Raw genomic sequence first — 16,427 nt, forward strand, 5'->3', positions numbered from 1 at the left:
AATGTTCAAGTCAGAATTAATGTTGCCGGAGTCGTTTCCGCTCCCGTTCAGCACATCGTTAAGAATTTGCGTAATGTCGTTCATGGAAAACACCTCCTTATTGAAATTCAATTATTATTTAAAGGATGTTCAAATCAAGGCCAATGTTGCCAGAGTCGTTCCCGCTCCCGTTTAGCACGTCATTAAGAATTTGTGTAATATCGTTCATGGAAAGCACCTCCTTTGTCAGGGTCGATTTTGTGATTTTGTTTCAACTAGAAAACTTTGTAATCTAGATCGAAAGTAGCTGAGTCGGTGCCACTCTCATTAAGCATCTCGTTCAAAATTTGTGTGATATCGAACATGAGAATCATCACCTCCATCGCATACTCTATTTTTTTCTTACAGAATACTAAGAGAAATTGTTACATTCCCAGATTCATTTCCACTCTCGTTTAATACATCATTTAGAAGTTGCGTTACATCTAAGATGGAAAACACCTCCTCAACTAGAGTACAGGCTCTGACTTGCAAACCGTTGTGTTTGTTTTTTTTGTGATGTTTCAAAGCCTAGTTGCCAAGCTAACGTTTCCTAAAATGATTTGGATCACTTTTTCCGTAATTTTTTTTAAAAGAATTATTGAGAGACGATTTCAGATGGCTCAGATTCAGTGCCACCCTCGGTCACAGATGTTACATAATAGTCAAATTGAGTAAGCTCTTCAACGGTATACGTTTTTCTTTCATTTTGTGCAATGCTGGCAACATGTTCGTCGCCATCTTCACCCACTTTGTAGATTCGATAACTGTCGATATCGTCATCACGAACGGCGTGCCAAGTAAGAAATGTACCCGTAATCTCCACTTGTTCTGGTGCTGGCGGAGTTTGTTCCCGTGATTCTGACTCATCGAGTGCGTCATCAGTTGAGTCACCTTCAGCTGATTGCTCGTGTACAACCTGACTGTCTTGAGGCTCTATTGAGTCTGAAGCAGGGTCGTTTGTTGTAACGAACGAAAACGCAACAAGAATGATAAGAAAACCAGTGAGAGTAAAAAGCGTCATCACTTTCATAGATATCGCCTCAATTATTTAGTTATCAATCTCATAAGGATTGAGAAATGCATATACCGTAGCTAACGAAATGGATACACGTTTGGATCATTTAAATCGTAATTTTTTAGGGAAAGGGACATCCAGATGAGGGTAAGGAAGTGAAACACCTGCGAGTAAGCTAGCTTGTGAAGGTATGAATAAATCGCTAAAAAGTAGATGCGAATTAAGAATGGTAGTGCGCGTTTTAAGAATGGTAGTGCGTGGATCAAGAGTGAGAGAGCGCGGATCAAGAGTGAGAGAGCGCGGATCAAGAGTGAGAGAGCACGGATCAAGAGTGAAGGAGCGTGATCAAGACTAAAACTATCCGCCTCCGCCCCCAACCTGATTACACAAAAAAAAGAGCAGCCCGCAGGCTGCTCTTTCTTTTATCGTTAGCTAGGTCACAACTTTCTCAGCGCCAATCATGAGTGCAAGGTACACACAAAGGACGAACATGAGTAGATATACCGGTACTGCCCACACGCTTTGACCATTTCCAACGTGGACGACGAATAGTGTAAGCACGAACAGTCCGGCTGCGAGTAGCAGGGCGGTTGGAATGGAGAGGCTCCAGACGATTTGATCGTCACCCCAGAATTCATCTGTAATCCAGTACATGCCGAGCTCTGACTTTTCTTCGAAGTATAATGTTTGTGCGACTTCGTGTGGTGGTTCTTGCTCGACCATACCTGCTGTTACGAGGAAAATCGCCACGAGTAGCACACTTTCCATGCGCATTGATGAGCGAACTTTGTTGTCGCTTAGTCCGTTGTTGATTCTTCGTTTCATTAAGAATCCGTGTGCGAATCCGTACAGGACGAGTGGGATGAAGAGCATATGCTTGAGCAGTTGCATCTGACCGTAGGTCATGAGCCAGCTGTTCGTGTATTCTGGCGTGATCAGGAGCATCATACCAATGCCTGTCCCAATCATAACGAGGACAACGCCAATGGCAAATGGGTGAACCAATTGAAAAAGGAATGCCATCCGTCATGTTCTTTTACCGAAAAGAACCCGACGATGAGTAACGTTCCTGCCCAAAACGCCGCGGCAAGGAAGTGCAAGGTGTTCAAATAAAACCCAGTATCAGCAAGTGAAGCAGCATGGGAACTCCAGCTTGCAGCGATGAATAATCCGACAGTGGGAATCATTTGCAGCCATGCTAATAAGTTGTCGTTACGTACCGCATAGCGCCAAATTAAGGCGACCAACACGAGTGCGACGGTTGCGACGAAGCTTTGACCGATTCGAAAGTTGAATAAAACGTCCCATAAGACGACTTGGAACGGTTCTCCGAACATTTGTGACGTCGACTCCACGATTAATCCGACTGGGATAAAGCTGAAGACGATAATAATTACGCCTAAAGCTGGTGCTAAAAACGACGGCACTTTGATGGGTGGCCGTCGTTTTGTCCCCATCGCTTCACTTAAGTGGAGTCCTGACCACAGGGTAAGTGCGATAAAGATCACAATGTTAGAGAAAATGACGAGTGTCATTATGAGCGGTTACGACGAGTAATTAAGAACACTACAGCACCTAGTACGACTATACCCGCGACAATGCCGACAATAAGACCTGTGTTGTTGTCAGATGTGTCTTCATCAGCCGTTTCAGAGGCGTTTTCTTCTACAACATCGTCTTCTTCAACGGCTTCTTCAATTGCGTCTTCCTCAATTGCATCTTCTTCTGTGACTTCTTCTTCTTCAACGACTTCCTCTTCAGGTGCATCAACAGAGAAATTAAATTCACCTTCAGTGCCGTGACCGTCAGCTCCGAGTGCTTGCCAGAAGACGTTGTAATCGCCACTTGGAAGAGGCTCTTCAAGCTCAACGATGAAATCGTCGCCTTCAACGTTTTCATCTTGAACGGCAAATTCTTCACCATCTTGGTCAGTAATTGTGACCGTTGTTGCAGGCTCAATTCCTGCATCAAAATGAAGCGTTAACGTCTCGACAGGTTCTTCGACCGTTTCGCCATCTGCTGGGATACTTTCATCCACGTAAGAGTGGGCATAAGTATTTGTAGCCATTGCAGCTGATCCCATAACGACAAGCAGACCTGCGAGTAATTGTTTTGTTTTTTTTCATAAAATCCTCCTACTAGAAATATCAATAGAATAAGTACAACCATAGTTAGTTTACGTGACAAAGGTACTGCAAGCAAGGAAGAACGTGTGAGGTGATTGTGAAGGAACTGTGAGGGAATCTTTGCCTGTCCTTTCCAACTTCGGTACACTATACTAGAGAAGACAATGAATTATGCATGATACGTCATAGAAAGAATAACTTCACGATAATAGGAGAAGAGTATCATGAAAAAAGCGAGATTAATTTACAACCCAACTTCTGGGCGAGAACAAATGAAAAAGAATTTACCATATATTCTAGATCGGCTTGAGCAAGCAGGGTACGAAGCTTCTGCGCATCAAACGAAACAAGAAGGATGTGCGAAAGAAGCGGCACATGAAGCTGGACTTCGTGGTTATGATCTTGTTATTGCTGCAGGTGGTGACGGGACAATCTTTGAAGTAATCAATGGTCTTGCGGAACTCGAGAATCGCCCAAGACTCGGTCTAATTCCTGCAGGCACAACGAACGATCTCGGTCGAGCGTTCAAGTTGCATGATCTAGATATGGAAGGCATTTGCGACGTGTTAACGGGAGATCACGTATCACCACTTGATGTCGGCAAAGCAGGTGATCAATATTTTGTGAACATTGCCGCAGGTGGAAGCCTCACCGAGTTGACTTATGATACACCGAGTCGTTTAAAGACGATGATGGGGCAAATGGCGTATTACGTGAAAGGCTTTGAGAAATTGTTCTTCTTAAAACCACGTGAAGCGCGGATCGAGTACGATGGCAGGCTGTTTGAAGGGAAGATCATGCTGTTCCTCATCGCGAACTCCAACTCTGTCGGGGGATTTGAGAAACTAAGCCCCGATGCGAAGCTTGATGATGGTCTATTTGATATGATTTTATTGAAAAAAACCAACCTTGCTGATTTCGTTCGAATTGGTAGTCTAGCACTGACTGGTCAGCACATTTACGAAGACAAAGTCATTTACATTCAGGCAAATCGAATTAAAATTGAAATTGAAGGCGAGATGCAACTGAATCTAGACGGCGAACACGGTGGCACAATCCCGAAAGAGTTCGTCAACTTGCATCATCACTTTGAAATGCTCGTACCAAAGCCAGAGGAAGACGAATAAAAAACACGATGGCCTCAGACCATCGTGTTTTCAAAAGAAGTTCTAGTTTTTGGCAACTACAATATTGAAGATCGACCATGCGACCACGCCTGCAGCGAATACTGCAGAAAAAAATAGCAAACCAATGCATCGTGCACTTCATCCTTCCTTATACTGTTAGATTCCTAGAAGCAACAGCCTATGTATTGCGCTGCAACGTAGAAGAAGGGTAACACTCTTACTAAAATCATACGAGTTTTCCACAATCACGTCAAGAGAATAAACTGGACAAGTCTCTAAAGGAGGAACAAATGGTACACCTCGTTATTGCACCGGATTCGTTCAAGGAAAGTATGACCGCTGAAGCGGCGGCCCATGCACTCGCTCGCGGTTTTCGCAACATTCATCCTAATCTAACGACAGACCTTATTCCGATGGGGGACGGCGGCGAAGGCACGATGGAAGCACTCACCGCAAGTCTTGAAGGAACGACGATCAACGTTGAGGTTGAAGGCCCAAACAAACAGACAGTCACTGCGACATACGCCCTTTCAAAAGACGGCGAAACAGCAATCATGGACATGGCATCTGCGAGTGGCATTCATTACAACACGAAAGAGAACCGAAATGTATTGGAAGCGTCTACATATGGTACCGGTGAACTGATTCGTCACGCTCTTGATCAAGACATTAAGAAACTGATTATCGGAATTGGTGGCAGTGCGACGAATGATGGTGGCGCGGGCATGATTGAAGCGCTCGGTGCAACGCTACTTGATCAGAACGATGCACCGATTAACCGCGGCGGTGCAGCTTTACAGCAGCTTGTTCACATTGACACGGAAGGATTGGACACACGGTTACAAAACGTAGACGTCGTTGTCGCCTGTGATGTGAAGAACCCACTTCTCGGACCCGAAGGTGCAAGTGCAATTTATGGACCGCAAAAAGGCGCAACAGACGAAGACGTCGAGCAACTCGATGCCGCATTAGCCAACTATCACAATTGCACGGTCTTAGCGACCGGAAACGATGTCAAAAACATTCCCGGCGCCGGTGCAGCAGGAGGACTTGGAGCAGGGCTACTCGCCTACTTAGATGCGAAGCTCGTCCCTGGCATAGAGCTCGTCTTAGAAGAAACGAACTTTAAAGAACGTGTCCAACACGCCGATCTCGTCCTCACTGGCGAAGGAAAAATCGACGGCCAATCGATCTATGGGAAGACCCCCGTAGGTGTTGCACTTGCTGCAAAAGAAGCGAACAAACCCGTGATCGCCGTCTGCGGAGCACTTGGCGAAGGATATAAAGCGGTTTACGAACATGGCATCGACGCGGTGTTTAGCATCGTCCCCGGTGCGATTAACCTCGAAGATGCACTAGCAAACGGTGAACAGTATTTAGAAGAAGCCGCTGAGAATATTGCGCGTGTGTGGAAGAAGTAAAATTGTAAAATTCTTCCTTATTGAAGATGGTCGATGATTCCATGTTCCAAGGCATTCTGCCATCTTCAATAAGTTATATTTGTAAAATCAGCTATTTGTTTTACAAATAGTTCCTATGCTACACTCAAGGTATAAGCAGGGGTGAAGTAGATGAGAGATTTTGAGGCGAACTTGATTGATAAGAAAGTAAAGCGAACGACATTAGCGCAACATGTTGAAGAAAGCATCGTCGATTTGTTAATGACAAATAAACTAAAGCCAGGAGATAAGTTACCTCCTGAGATGGAATTAATCGACATGCTCGGTGTAAGTCGACCGGTTTTACGAGAAGCAATTACTTCTTTAGAATCACTCGGTATTGTAAAACGGAAAACGAGAGATGGCACGTATTTTACAGAGCGTATTAGCAGTAAGCCTTTTAAAACAATGCTTTCATTAATGAATGATAACATTGAAGGCATTATTGAAGCGCGAATGACATTAGAATTAGGACTTGTTACGTTAGCTGCTGAGAAGATTACCGATGAACAATTGGAGGCTTTACACGAGACGATCATCGCAATCGAAACAAAAGAAGATAATGATTACGGGCAATATGATCTAGAGTTTCATCACATTATTGCGTCGAGCGTCGATAACCCCATCATGCAAGGAATGATGGATTCTTTATTGTTAGCGCATGAAAAAGTGAATAAGCAGATTCAATATCGCGAGAAAGAGAAGACGGTTGCTCATCATCGTGCCATATATGAAGGGCTCAAAGAGAGAAATCCACAAGCAACATTTCAAGCGATGTATCAACATTTAACATTTGTACGTGATAAAGTATTACATCGACAGTAGTGTGTGTCTTTTGATGCACACTACTTTTTGTGCAATTTCAAATTGACTTACAAGTTTATTTGTCTTACAATTGAACAAAATATCAAAGAGGTGATTCAGATGACCGAAATGTGCAAAGGAATTTTAGGATTTCCAGTAGCGCCACTAACGACAAATAATGAACTTGATGAAGATGCACTGTTTAAAAATATTGAATATTTAATCGACGAGAAATTAGACGCAATTTTTATTGCTTGTGGTTCTGGTGAATACCATGCGTTATCAACGGATGAATATCGTCGTATGGTTGAAGTTGCAATGAGTGCAACAAAAGGCGCTGTGCCTGTCTATACGGGTGTTGGTGGAAACATATCTCAAGCAAAAACGTGTGCACGAATATCTGAAGAGCTTGGTGCGAGCGGTTACTTAGTCTTACCACCTTATCTAATTGAGGGAAATCAAGAAGGATTACAACAGTACATTCAAGAGTTGCTTGAGTGTACAGATTTAAATGCAATCGTGTATCAGCGGGCGAATGCCGTCTTACAGAAACACACGTTAGAAGCGTTACTAGATTACCCACATCTTGTAGGTGTGAAAGATGGCATTGGCAATATGGATTTAAACATTGAGCTTACACAATCGTTTGGAGATCGACTCGGTTGGTTAAATGGAATGCCAATGGCTGAAGTAACGATGCCTGCGTATATACCACTTGGGTTTGATACGTATTCTTCAGCTATTTCAAACTATATTCCTCACATCTCCAGAATGTTTTATAATGCTTTGCTCGAAGGAGACGATGCAAAAGTTCGGGAGCTTTACCGTGATGTAATTTTACCGATCAATACGATTCGTAAGAAAAAGCCTGGGTATGCGGTATCGCTAATTAAAGCGGGAATGGAGATTATCGGATTGCCGGTTCAAGGCAAAGTTCGACCACCTATCACACCGGTAGCACCTGAACATTACCGTGAGTTGGAAGCAATTATTACACACGTTCATGATAAATATCCAAAAATTAATGCGTAAAGGAAGTGAAGAGATGATTACAGTAACGCCATATATCAATGCAAAATGGGAGACAGAACAAAAGCCAGAGCATACGGTTATCAATCCTGGCAATCTTGCCGATACGGTTGGGCAAGTAACGATTGCTACAAAGGAAGAAGTGAACGAAGCCGTACTTGCTGCGAAAAGCGCTCAAATGCAATGGGCATCACTCGCAGGTGCAGAGCGGGGAGAGTACTTGTATAAAGCTGCTGATGTGTTACGTGCAAATGCCGAAGAAATTGCACAGTTAGCAAGTCGAGAAATGGGCAAGACCATTGCTGAAACGAGAGGTGAAGTTCAGCGGGGCGTTGCGATCTTACGATACTACGCAAATGAAGGAATGAGAGCAGTTGGTGATGTAATTCCAGCCTCAGATTCTTCAGCGCTTATGTTTACAGCAAGAGCACCACTCGGAGTGGTTGGGGTGATTACACCTTGGAATTTCCCTGTAGCCATTCCTATTTGGAAGTTTGCGCCAGCACTGATATATGGAAACACGGTCGTAATCAAACCTGCCATTGAAACGAGCATCACATGTTCAAAAATCATGGAATGTTTTGAACATGCTGGTTTACCGAATGGCGTTTTGAACATGATTTGTGGCGGTAAGGAAGTCGGTAACCACCTTACAACACACGATGACGTATCCGGGATTACGTTCACTGGATCGAACGTAGCAGGAAAGGAGATCGGTGCAAAAGCGCTTGAACGTGGGGCGAAGTATCAACTAGAAATGGGCGGAAAGAATCCTGTTATTGTAAGTGATGACGCAGACCTTGATTTAGCGGTCTCAGCGACGATCTCGGGTGCATTCAAGACAACCGGTCAAAAGTGTACCGCAACGAGCCGAGTCATTGTTCTTGAGAACGTATATGAAGTATTTAAAGAGAAGCTGATTGCTGAAACGAATCGTATTGTCGTCGGAGATAGCCTTGATGAATCAACGTGGATGGGACCCTTTGCTTCTGAGCCACAACTTAAAAAAAGCCTTCGCTATGTTAAGCAAGGGATTGCAGAAGGCGGGCACCTTCTAACTGGTGGTAACCAAGTCCTTGAAGATCGGGGGTATTACTTGCAGCCAACCATTTTTGAGAATGTCGCCCATTCAAGTCGTCTAGCTCAAGAGGAGATTTTTGGACCTGTCATTACGTTATTTAAAGCCACAGATTTAGATGAAGCGCTCGAACTTGCAAATGATAGTGCATACGGATTAAGCGCATCAATCTTTACGAGTGACATCGGTGGTATGCTTTCATTTATAAAAGACATGAACGCAGGTCTAGTGAGAATTAATGCTGAAAGTGCTGGAGTTGAGTTACAGGCACCATTTGGTGGAATGAAAAATTCAAGTTCACATTCAAGGGAACAAGGAGAGGCAGCAAAGGAATTTTTTTACGAACATCAAGACGGTATTCGTTAAAGCATAGGTGGGGCTTAGTTGCCCCTTTTCTAATCCTAAAGAGGAAGTGATTTAATGCTTTCAGAACGAAAAAGCAATGTAATCACAGGTTGGTGCTTTTTGATCTTATCCATTGTTGTGTTTTTCTTATCACTAAATATGAATACGCTTTCAATTTTATCGATTGGTGTTAGCTCGAGCTTTTTTCCGATTGTTGCTTCAGTGGTTATGTTTGTTATTAGTGTAGCGTTGTTGCAGCTCGCGAGAAAGCAATCAAGTGGTGAAGAAGTTGCATCCAGTCAAGAACATGATGAGAGTAAATCGAAGGCAAAGCAAATGAATGTAGGCGTAACTTTTGTACTTATTTTATTCTATTTGTTACTCCTACCGATCTTAGGTTTTATCTTAGCAACGACCTTTTATTTAGTCGTTCAAAGCTTCTTATTGGCAACCAAAGAAAAACGGAATTTGCTCGTGATTAGTAGTTTGTCGTTAACGGCATCTGTCGTCATCTACCATGTGTTCCGAAGTGGCTTTGATTTGATGTTACCAGTTGGAGTATTGGGGTAGGGGGATCACAATGATTGATTTGTTTATGAATGGGTTCGCAAATGTTCTTAATCTAGAAACGCTCTTTATCATTTTAATTGGCGTTGCGCTAGGGCTCGTCTTCGGAGCTATTCCAGGGTTGACCGCGGTTATGGCGATTGCGATCTGTCTACCGATTACATTTGGCATGGAGCCATTAAATGGAATGGCGTTATTACTTGGTCTCTATATTGGTGGCGTTTCTGGGGGCTTTATTCCAGCCATGCTTCTCAATATACCAGGGACCCCGTCAAGTATTGCAACGACGTTTGATGGCTATCCAATGGCGCAAAACGGTGAAGCAGGTAAGGCATTTACGTTAACGATTATCTTCTCTTTCTTAGCAGGGTTATTAAGCTTTGCGATCTTAATTTTTGTTTCGCCGGTATTGGCTGCCGTTGCAATTGAATTTTCACCGTTTGAGTACTTCGCAGTGACAATCTTTGCACTAACGATGATTATAAGTTTGTCAGGCAACTCGATATTAAAAGGTGTACTAGCAGGTTGCTTAGGTGTAGTCATTGCCATGATAGGGATGGCACCAATCGATTCATATCCCCGGTTTACATTTGGCTTTAGTGATTTGGATGCTGGATTAGATGTATTGCCAGTATTAATTGGTTTGTTTGCTATCTCAGAAATCTTGAAAGCTGCGGAAGACAAAGATGAACAAAAGAAAAAACGAATTGAAGTGGCGTATAAGTTAAGAGACATCGGCATTTCGTTTCGTGAAGTGTTTCAACAAAAGTGGAATTGGTTACGCTCGACGTTAATTGGCGTCGGTGTTGGCATCTTACCAGGGTTAGGTGGATCGACGGCGAACATCATTGCTTACGCATCTGCTAAGAATCAATCCAAAACTCCTGAAAAGTTCGGGAAAGGAACTCCTTATGGCGTCGTTGCTACGGAGTCGTCGAACAACGCATCCATTGGAGGAGCGTTAGTTCCCTTACTTTCAATTGGGATTCCTGGTGATGGGGTTACGGCCCTGCTCATTGGAGGATTAATGCTTCATGGGTTAAACCCAGGTCCGCTATTGTTTGAACAACATGGAGACGTCATGTACGGGATTTTTGCAGCGTTATTAATTGCGAACGTATTTATGGCGTTGTTATTGATTATCGGAATGCGTTTCTTTATACGTATATTAAATGTTCCACAGTATTTGTTACTACCGATTATCATTGTATTGTGTGTCGTGGGTGCATTCGGAGTGAATAACCGACTCTTTGATGCGGTAATTCTTGTTGCGTGCGGTTTACTAGGCTATCTACTTATAAAATTAAAAATCCCAATCATGCCAGTCGTATTAGCATTTATTCTAGCACCAATTCTAGAACTAAACCTTCGTAGAGGTTTAATGCACTCGAATGGAGATTGGACGCCTTTTGTGACGTCCCCAATTGCATTTGTATTTCTTATTGTCGCGTTAATTTCAGTCATTTTTGCGATTCGAAATAACATGAAGCGAAGAAGAATAGTGGGTGATCAATCATGAAAACATCAGTAAAGTGGACATGTATTCTGTTACTCCTAACCTCAATTCTAATGATTGCATTTACAACGAGTGTTACTACACCGACTTTTGGAGAGAGCCAAGCGGTCGTCTCACAAGCAGCTGTTGAGTCATACCCGAACCAAACGATTGAAGTTGTTGTCCCGGCGGGAGCAGGTGGCGACACCGATTTAGGAGCAAGGTTATTAAGCCAATATGTTGGAGAAGAATTAGGTGTGAATATGGTCGTCTCCAACATTGCGGGAGCTGGTGGAAGCGTTGGTTCAAGGGAGATCCTAGATGCCAGACCTGATGGTCATCAAGTGTTGTTTTTTTCACAATAATCTATTAATCAATCAATTGTTCGGAGTATCGGACTTTGATCATCGCGACTTCAAAATTGCGGCCATTTCTACTTTTGATATGGGAGACACATTTATTATCAATGCAGATGCACCGTATCAAGATGCCAGTGAATTAGCAGAGTTTGCGACACAAAACCCTGATGAACTTTCTTTCGGTACGGAAGTTGGTGGTTACACCCACCTTCAGATGATGGCGTTTGAGCGTGAGACAGGCGCATCATTTCGCTTGATTGACGTTGGAGGTGCTTCGGATAAGATAGTCGCTCTCTTAGGAAATCAAGTTGATGTCATCCCGATTGCTTATGGTGTAACAACCGATTACATCGAAAATGGTGACTTCAGTTCAGTTGGTGTACTAGCAGAAGAAAGTAGAGAATTGTACGACAACACTCCATCCATGATTGAACAAGGGATTGACGTAGAATTCGAGAAGTTCTTCTTCTTTGCATTTCCTAAAGAAACACCAGATGAAATCGTGGAGACGTTCTCTCAAGCGGTTAAAGAAGTTGTCGAAAACAATGAAGAATATCAAAACCGTGCGGAATCTTACTACACCATTCCAGAGTATCTCGATGGAGAAGAGGCGTTTGAACATATGGAAGACGTAAGAGAATATTATACGGAATTGATTCAAACATTGGAGGCAAATGAAGAGTCATAGAATTAACAAAAATCCCTCGTACCGATCCGGTACGAGGGATTTTTGTTATGAACCATGAACTTCTGTCATCGCGTTAAGGAGTGCTCGAATATACCCGATCGAGTAGGCAAAGCCAACACTTTGGTAGCTCCAGCCTATGTTCGAGTATTGCCAATTTGTATCGAGATCAGGAACATCGCCTTGCATGACAGGAACATGATCTGGGTTTAGGCAACCTGAGAATCCAGTTTTCTTTAATTCATAGAGAACTTTATACATGTTCATGTCTCCATCATCTAATAAAGCTTCTTCAAATGCACCTGCTGTAGGAAGTGCACCACGAACATTCCTAAAGTGGATAAGGAATAAGCGTTTTTTTCCTACCGTATTGATTTAATTCATCCAGCACTAACGAACTGCCACCTTCTTCGGCGCGTGTTCCTGTACAATAAATGTATCCGACTTTTTTTACTTGGAAACTCGTCTATAATTCTTCGGTAGCCAAGACCTCCAAATGGTGTACCTTGTAACGGAGAATCAGATGGATGCATGCCTAGGAGGACGTTAGCTTCTTCACAAGCAGGTACAAGCTGTGAATAAGCATTCGTAAAGCGCTTCCAGTATTGCTCATGATCATCTAATGAATGAACTTGATACGGCTCATCACTAAACACGAGACTTTCACCTCGCGCGAGGGCACCTCCACGTTGTGTTGCTTTGTAGCTTTTCGTGAGATGATTAAATGTATCCCCAGCGAATCGCTGACGAACAATATTAACTCCAGCCTCTCCGAAGACTTTTACAGCTTTAACAGAATGCTCTAATCCAGTATTATCGTCACCACTCATATAGGATTCTGATAGATCTGGAAGAGTGACACGATTGATGTCTAGACCAAACGATTGAATACGTCGTCTTTCTTTAAGTAGTGCATCAAGGTCCGGAAACCCATCTTCTTTAACCCCAGGAAAAGAAGCACCCGTTCCAAAATCGATATAATCTACACCTAACTGTACCATTTGCTTTAAGTCATCATCAGATAAGTGGAAAGTCGTTGTAGTCACCGAAATATCCATGTATTCAACTCCTTATGTTTGTTAGTTTTATTGTAAGACAAATTAAATATTCGGTCAATTGAAATCATTGAATATTGCCTTTATATCGTACATAAAAGATATCAGCCTCAGTTCCGACGATCGACATAGAATTTTCTCTTCGCATTGTGTACAATAAGACTCTAAGACTATATGAAGACAGTGGAGTGAACCTGATTTGGCAAAGAAAATAAAAGCACCTGTAACGAAAAATGAATACCATCATGTCACCTTTGAAGATCTAACCCATGAAGGGGCAGGTGTCGCCAAGATCGATGGATACCCACTCTTCGTTCCGAACGGATTGCCTGGAGAAGAGGCAGAGATTAAAGTCATTAAAGCGGGGAAAGGCTTTGGCATCGGTCGACTCATCGAACGACACACGACGAGCGATGACCGTGTTGAACCGCCGTGCCCAATTTATGATCGTTGTGGGGGTTGCCAGTTGCAGCACTTGTCTCTTGATGCGCAAAGCAACTTTAAACGCCAACAAATCGTCAACGCGTTGCACAAGTATATGGGCAACAGTGACATTCCGGTCCATTCGACGCTCACGATGGACGAGCCATGGAGCTACCGCAATAAAGCGCAAGTGCCTGTCGGTGTGAACCGAGACGGTGAGCTAATCGCAGGCTTCTACGCCAAGCGCTCTCACCAAATTGTTGATATGGATCATTGCCTTATTACAGGTGAGCAGAATGATCAAGCCGTCCAAGTCGTAAAAGGATTGCTCAAGAAATTCAACATCCCACCTTATGATGAGAAAACCGGTGAAGGCAATGTCCGCCACATCGTTGCCCGTAGCTCTCACCATACTGGTGAAGTAATGGTCGTTTTCGTCATTAACAAAAAGCACTTGCCACATATCAATGAGATCATTGAAGAGATGCAAGCACAAATTCCGAAACTACGCTCCGTCGTGAAGAACGTCAATCGCGAAGATACGAACGTCGTTTTCGGTGAAGAAACTGAAGTGCTCTGGGGCGAGCGGACCATTGAAGATAAGATCGGCGACGTACGTTTCCTCATCTCGCCACGATCGTTCTTCCAAGTGAACCCAATGCAAACCGAAGTGCTTTACAACAAAGTGATGGAGTATGCGCAGCTGACAGGAAAAGAAACGGTGATCGACGCATACTGCGGCATCGGTTCCATCTCTTTGTTCCTTGCACAACAAGCGAAACACGTCTACGGCGTAGAAGTCGTTGGAGACGCAATCCGCGACGCGAAGAATAACGCAGAACTGAACAACATGAAGAACGTCGACTTCGTCGTAGGTAAAGCCGAAGAAGTCGTCCCATGGTGGCAAGCTGCCCACGGCATCCAAGCCGACGTCTTTGTCGTCGACCCACCAAGAAAAGGCTGCGATCCCGCCTTACTAGAGACGATGATTCAAATGAAGCCCGAGCGCATTGTCTATGTATCATGCAACCCAGCGACACTCGCTCGTGACTTAAAAGTTCTCGCTGAAGACGGAGGGTATGTAGTAAAAGAGATTACACCTGTGGATATGTTCCCGCAGACGACACATGTGGAGAGCGTTGCTTGGTTGGAACGGGTTTAGTCGAAGAATAAAGTTATACCAAAGGCTCGTATTTTGTGAGAATAACTTTCTCATAAGTCGAGTCTTTTTTTCTTGTCTAGACCACTAAGATGTCGCTAGCTTAAAAGTAACAAGAACAATGTATAAGCTTATTACTCTTAGAGTATAGGGGATTATACGTTGTTCTTATTTATTTGGAAGGTTAATCAAAGTGAGATCAATCTAAAGTTAAGAAAATTCTAAATAATAATTGTTATTTATATAAAACTATTGTATCATATCATATATAAAATATTTTTTTTGTATATAAAATGATAAAAGCATTATTGAAAGCGCTTACTAATGGAGGGGGAGAGTATTGAGGTACATGACTCGCTTTTTTACGAAGTTGATGAATCGCTATTTACCGGATGCTTTTGTAATTGCCATCATTTTAACAATGGTTACCATTGCTTTAGCAGTTACGTTACAAGGGGCAAACTTAATAGAGGTCACGTATTTTTGGGGTAGCGGATTTTGGGACTTATTAGAGTTTGCAATGCAGATGGCAATTGTTCTTTTGACAGGTTATGTGCTTGCAAAAGCGCCTATTGTTGATCGTGTAATCAATGCAATAATCTCACCAATTAAAAAAACCTTCTACTGCAATTGTAATTGCAACATTGGTCGGTGGTATTGGTAGTTTAATTAACTGGGGGTTTGGGCTAGTTGCAGGGGGAATCGTAGCACAAAAGCTTGCCATACGGGTAAAAGGGTCCATTATCCTTTAATTATTGCTGCTGCTTTTAGTGGTTTTTGTCTTTATCCGTTAGGAATTTCAGGTCCGGTTGCTTTGACGTTATCGACTGATGGACATTTTATCGAGGAAATTACAGGTGTAATTCCTTTAACAGAGACTGTTTTTTTCAATGCCAATGCTACTGACGACCCTGGTTATTTTAGTTACACTTCCTTTATTAAACGCTCGATTACATCCAAAAGATAAGCAACAAATTATACCAATCCATCAAAATATCGTACAGGAAGTGTCTGAAAATGTAGAAAGTGCATCTGTTATTGAGCAAGATCCTACACCTGCTAATCGTTTGAGTAATAGCAAGGTTCCTGGGGTGCTGATTGGTGTACTTGGTTTGATGTTTATTATCATCTATTTCAGCCAAGGTGAAACCTTAAATCTTAATATTATTAATTTTATTATGTTATTTCTAGGAATCATGCTTATTGGTTCGCCTGCGATTTACTTAAGAATTGCTGGGGACGGAATCAGAACGGTTACAGGTATTGTGCTGCAATACCCATTCTATGCAGGAATTATGGCAATTTTAGTAGGAACAGGGCTCGTAACCACTTTCTCGAATTGGCTAATTAGCTTTGCTAGTGAACAGACGCTACCACTGTTTACATTAATAAGTGCCTATTTTATTAATATCTTAGCACCTTCTGGTGGAGGGCAATGGATCGTGCAAGGACCAGTTATGATGCAAGCAGCATTAGACCTCGGTGCAGCATTTCCGCCGACTGCAATGGCTGTTGCATTAGGTGATTCATGGAATACGATCATTCAGCCTTTTTGGATATTACCGGTGCTTGCAATTGCGAAGTTACATTTAAGAGATGTAATGGGTTATCTTGTGACTATTATGTTTTGGGTTGGAATTGTGTTTGTATCAACATTTTTACTCTGGGGGTTCCTTGGATCTTAACTAGGAGATGGTAAT

17 protein-coding genes and 2 pseudogenes are annotated in these 16,427 nt (G+C 42.8%); 13 read left to right on the plus strand and 6 right to left on the minus strand.

All coding sequences use genetic code 11. The features are described 5' to 3' along the window. Positions 1 to 616 precede the first annotated feature (616 nt). The 4 genes from JCM19055_RS13525 to JCM19055_RS13540 form a co-directional block, all read right to left on the minus strand. Positions 617 to 1,051: a hypothetical protein gene (locus JCM19055_RS13525; protein ID WP_042360105.1), complete on the minus strand. Its 435-nt coding sequence runs from the start codon at positions 1,049 to 1,051 to the stop codon at positions 617 to 619. A gap of 417 nt (positions 1,052 to 1,468) precedes the next feature. After that, positions 1,469 to 2,041: a copper resistance D family protein gene (locus JCM19055_RS13530; protein WP_265182163.1), complete on the minus strand. Its 573-nt coding sequence runs from the start codon at positions 2,039 to 2,041 to the stop codon at positions 1,469 to 1,471. Continuing rightward, positions 2,002 to 2,571 (minus strand): hypothetical protein, encoded by a 570-nt coding sequence (locus JCM19055_RS13535; RefSeq protein WP_042360107.1) that lies wholly within the window; start codon positions 2,569 to 2,571, stop codon positions 2,002 to 2,004. The genes JCM19055_RS13530 and JCM19055_RS13535 overlap by 40 nt, the downstream gene beginning before the upstream one ends. Further along, positions 2,571 to 3,104, minus strand: a complete 534-nt coding sequence (locus tag JCM19055_RS13540; RefSeq protein WP_052366334.1) for a copper resistance protein CopC — start codon at positions 3,102 to 3,104, stop codon at positions 2,571 to 2,573. Before JCM19055_RS13540 ends, JCM19055_RS13535 begins: the two co-directional genes overlap by 1 nt. A gap of 282 nt (positions 3,105 to 3,386) precedes the next feature. Between JCM19055_RS13540 and JCM19055_RS13545 the strand changes: the two genes are divergently transcribed. The 9 genes and pseudogenes from JCM19055_RS13545 to JCM19055_RS13580 all read left to right on the plus strand — a co-directional run bounded on the left by JCM19055_RS13545 (position 3,387) and on the right by JCM19055_RS13580 (position 12,093). Continuing rightward, positions 3,387 to 4,289: a diacylglycerol kinase gene (locus tag JCM19055_RS13545; RefSeq protein ID WP_042360109.1), complete on the plus strand. Its 903-nt coding sequence runs from the start codon at positions 3,387 to 3,389 to the stop codon at positions 4,287 to 4,289. 290 nt (positions 4,290 to 4,579) lie between these two features. Further along, positions 4,580 to 5,710 (plus strand): glycerate kinase, encoded by a 1,131-nt coding sequence (locus tag JCM19055_RS13550; RefSeq protein ID WP_042360110.1) that lies wholly within the window; start codon positions 4,580 to 4,582, stop codon positions 5,708 to 5,710. A 150-nt stretch (positions 5,711 to 5,860) separates the two neighbouring features. Beyond that, positions 5,861 to 6,553: a FadR/GntR family transcriptional regulator gene (locus tag JCM19055_RS13555; protein WP_042360111.1), complete on the plus strand. Its 693-nt coding sequence runs from the start codon at positions 5,861 to 5,863 to the stop codon at positions 6,551 to 6,553. Between the two features lie 90 nt (positions 6,554 to 6,643). Beyond that, a complete protein-coding gene (kdgD, locus tag JCM19055_RS13560) occupies positions 6,644 to 7,564 on the plus strand; it encodes a 5-dehydro-4-deoxyglucarate dehydratase (RefSeq protein WP_042360112.1) in 921 nt (306 codons plus the stop codon). After that, a pseudogene (locus JCM19055_RS13565) lies at positions 7,557 to 9,012 on the plus strand (aldehyde dehydrogenase family protein). The gene kdgD and the pseudogene JCM19055_RS13565 overlap by 8 nt, the downstream one beginning before the upstream one ends. A gap of 47 nt (positions 9,013 to 9,059) precedes the next feature. After that, the gene (locus tag JCM19055_RS24055; protein WP_052366335.1) at positions 9,060 to 9,554 is read left to right on the plus strand and encodes a tripartite tricarboxylate transporter TctB family protein; all 495 of its coding nucleotides are present in this window, start codon (positions 9,060 to 9,062) and stop codon (positions 9,552 to 9,554) included. 10 nt (positions 9,555 to 9,564) lie between these two features. After that, a complete protein-coding gene (locus JCM19055_RS13575; RefSeq protein ID WP_042360113.1) occupies positions 9,565 to 11,070 on the plus strand; it encodes a tripartite tricarboxylate transporter permease in 1,506 nt (501 codons plus the stop codon). Then, positions 11,067 to 11,411, plus strand: coding sequence for a tripartite tricarboxylate transporter substrate-binding protein (locus tag JCM19055_RS24060; protein ID WP_052366336.1), 345 nt, complete (start codon positions 11,067 to 11,069; stop codon positions 11,409 to 11,411). Before JCM19055_RS13575 ends, JCM19055_RS24060 begins: the two co-directional genes overlap by 4 nt. Further along, positions 11,368 to 12,093, plus strand: coding sequence for a tripartite tricarboxylate transporter substrate-binding protein (locus JCM19055_RS13580; RefSeq protein ID WP_081833699.1), 726 nt, complete (start codon positions 11,368 to 11,370; stop codon positions 12,091 to 12,093). Before JCM19055_RS24060 ends, JCM19055_RS13580 begins: the two co-directional genes overlap by 44 nt. A 45-nt stretch (positions 12,094 to 12,138) precedes the next feature. Here JCM19055_RS13580 and JCM19055_RS29800 read toward each other — a convergent pair whose 3' ends face one another. Next, positions 12,139 to 12,465 (minus strand): mannonate dehydratase, encoded by a 327-nt coding sequence (locus JCM19055_RS29800; protein WP_370543160.1) that lies wholly within the window; start codon positions 12,463 to 12,465, stop codon positions 12,139 to 12,141. Between the two features lie 5 nt (positions 12,466 to 12,470). Next, positions 12,471 to 13,148, minus strand: coding sequence for a mannonate dehydratase (locus JCM19055_RS13585; RefSeq protein ID WP_265182164.1), 678 nt, complete (start codon positions 13,146 to 13,148; stop codon positions 12,471 to 12,473). Between the two features lie 196 nt (positions 13,149 to 13,344). On the opposite strand from JCM19055_RS13585, the gene rlmD reads away from it, so the two are divergent. The 4 genes and pseudogenes from rlmD (at position 13,345) to JCM19055_RS29815 (ending at position 16,412) form a co-directional block, all read left to right on the plus strand. Continuing rightward, positions 13,345 to 14,730, plus strand: coding sequence for a 23S rRNA (uracil(1939)-C(5))-methyltransferase RlmD (gene rlmD / locus JCM19055_RS13590; protein WP_042360114.1), 1,386 nt, complete (start codon positions 13,345 to 13,347; stop codon positions 14,728 to 14,730). A 346-nt stretch (positions 14,731 to 15,076) separates the two neighbouring features. Next, positions 15,077 to 15,391: a TIGR00366 family protein gene (locus tag JCM19055_RS29805; RefSeq protein WP_265182165.1), complete on the plus strand. Its 315-nt coding sequence runs from the start codon at positions 15,077 to 15,079 to the stop codon at positions 15,389 to 15,391. Further along, positions 15,372 to 15,694: pseudogene (locus JCM19055_RS31920) on the plus strand (TIGR00366 family protein). The gene JCM19055_RS29805 and the pseudogene JCM19055_RS31920 overlap by 20 nt, the downstream one beginning before the upstream one ends. Further along, positions 15,618 to 16,412, plus strand: a complete 795-nt coding sequence (locus JCM19055_RS29815) for a TIGR00366 family protein (protein WP_265182167.1) — start codon at positions 15,618 to 15,620, stop codon at positions 16,410 to 16,412. The pseudogene JCM19055_RS31920 and the gene JCM19055_RS29815 overlap by 77 nt, the downstream one beginning before the upstream one ends. The last annotated feature ends 15 nt before the right edge of the window (positions 16,413 to 16,427 follow it).

The organism is Geomicrobium sp. JCM 19055, assembly GCF_000698185.1.
In the GTDB taxonomy this organism is placed as follows: domain Bacteria; phylum Bacillota; class Bacilli; order Bacillales; family Marinococcaceae; genus Geomicrobium_A; species Geomicrobium_A sediminis.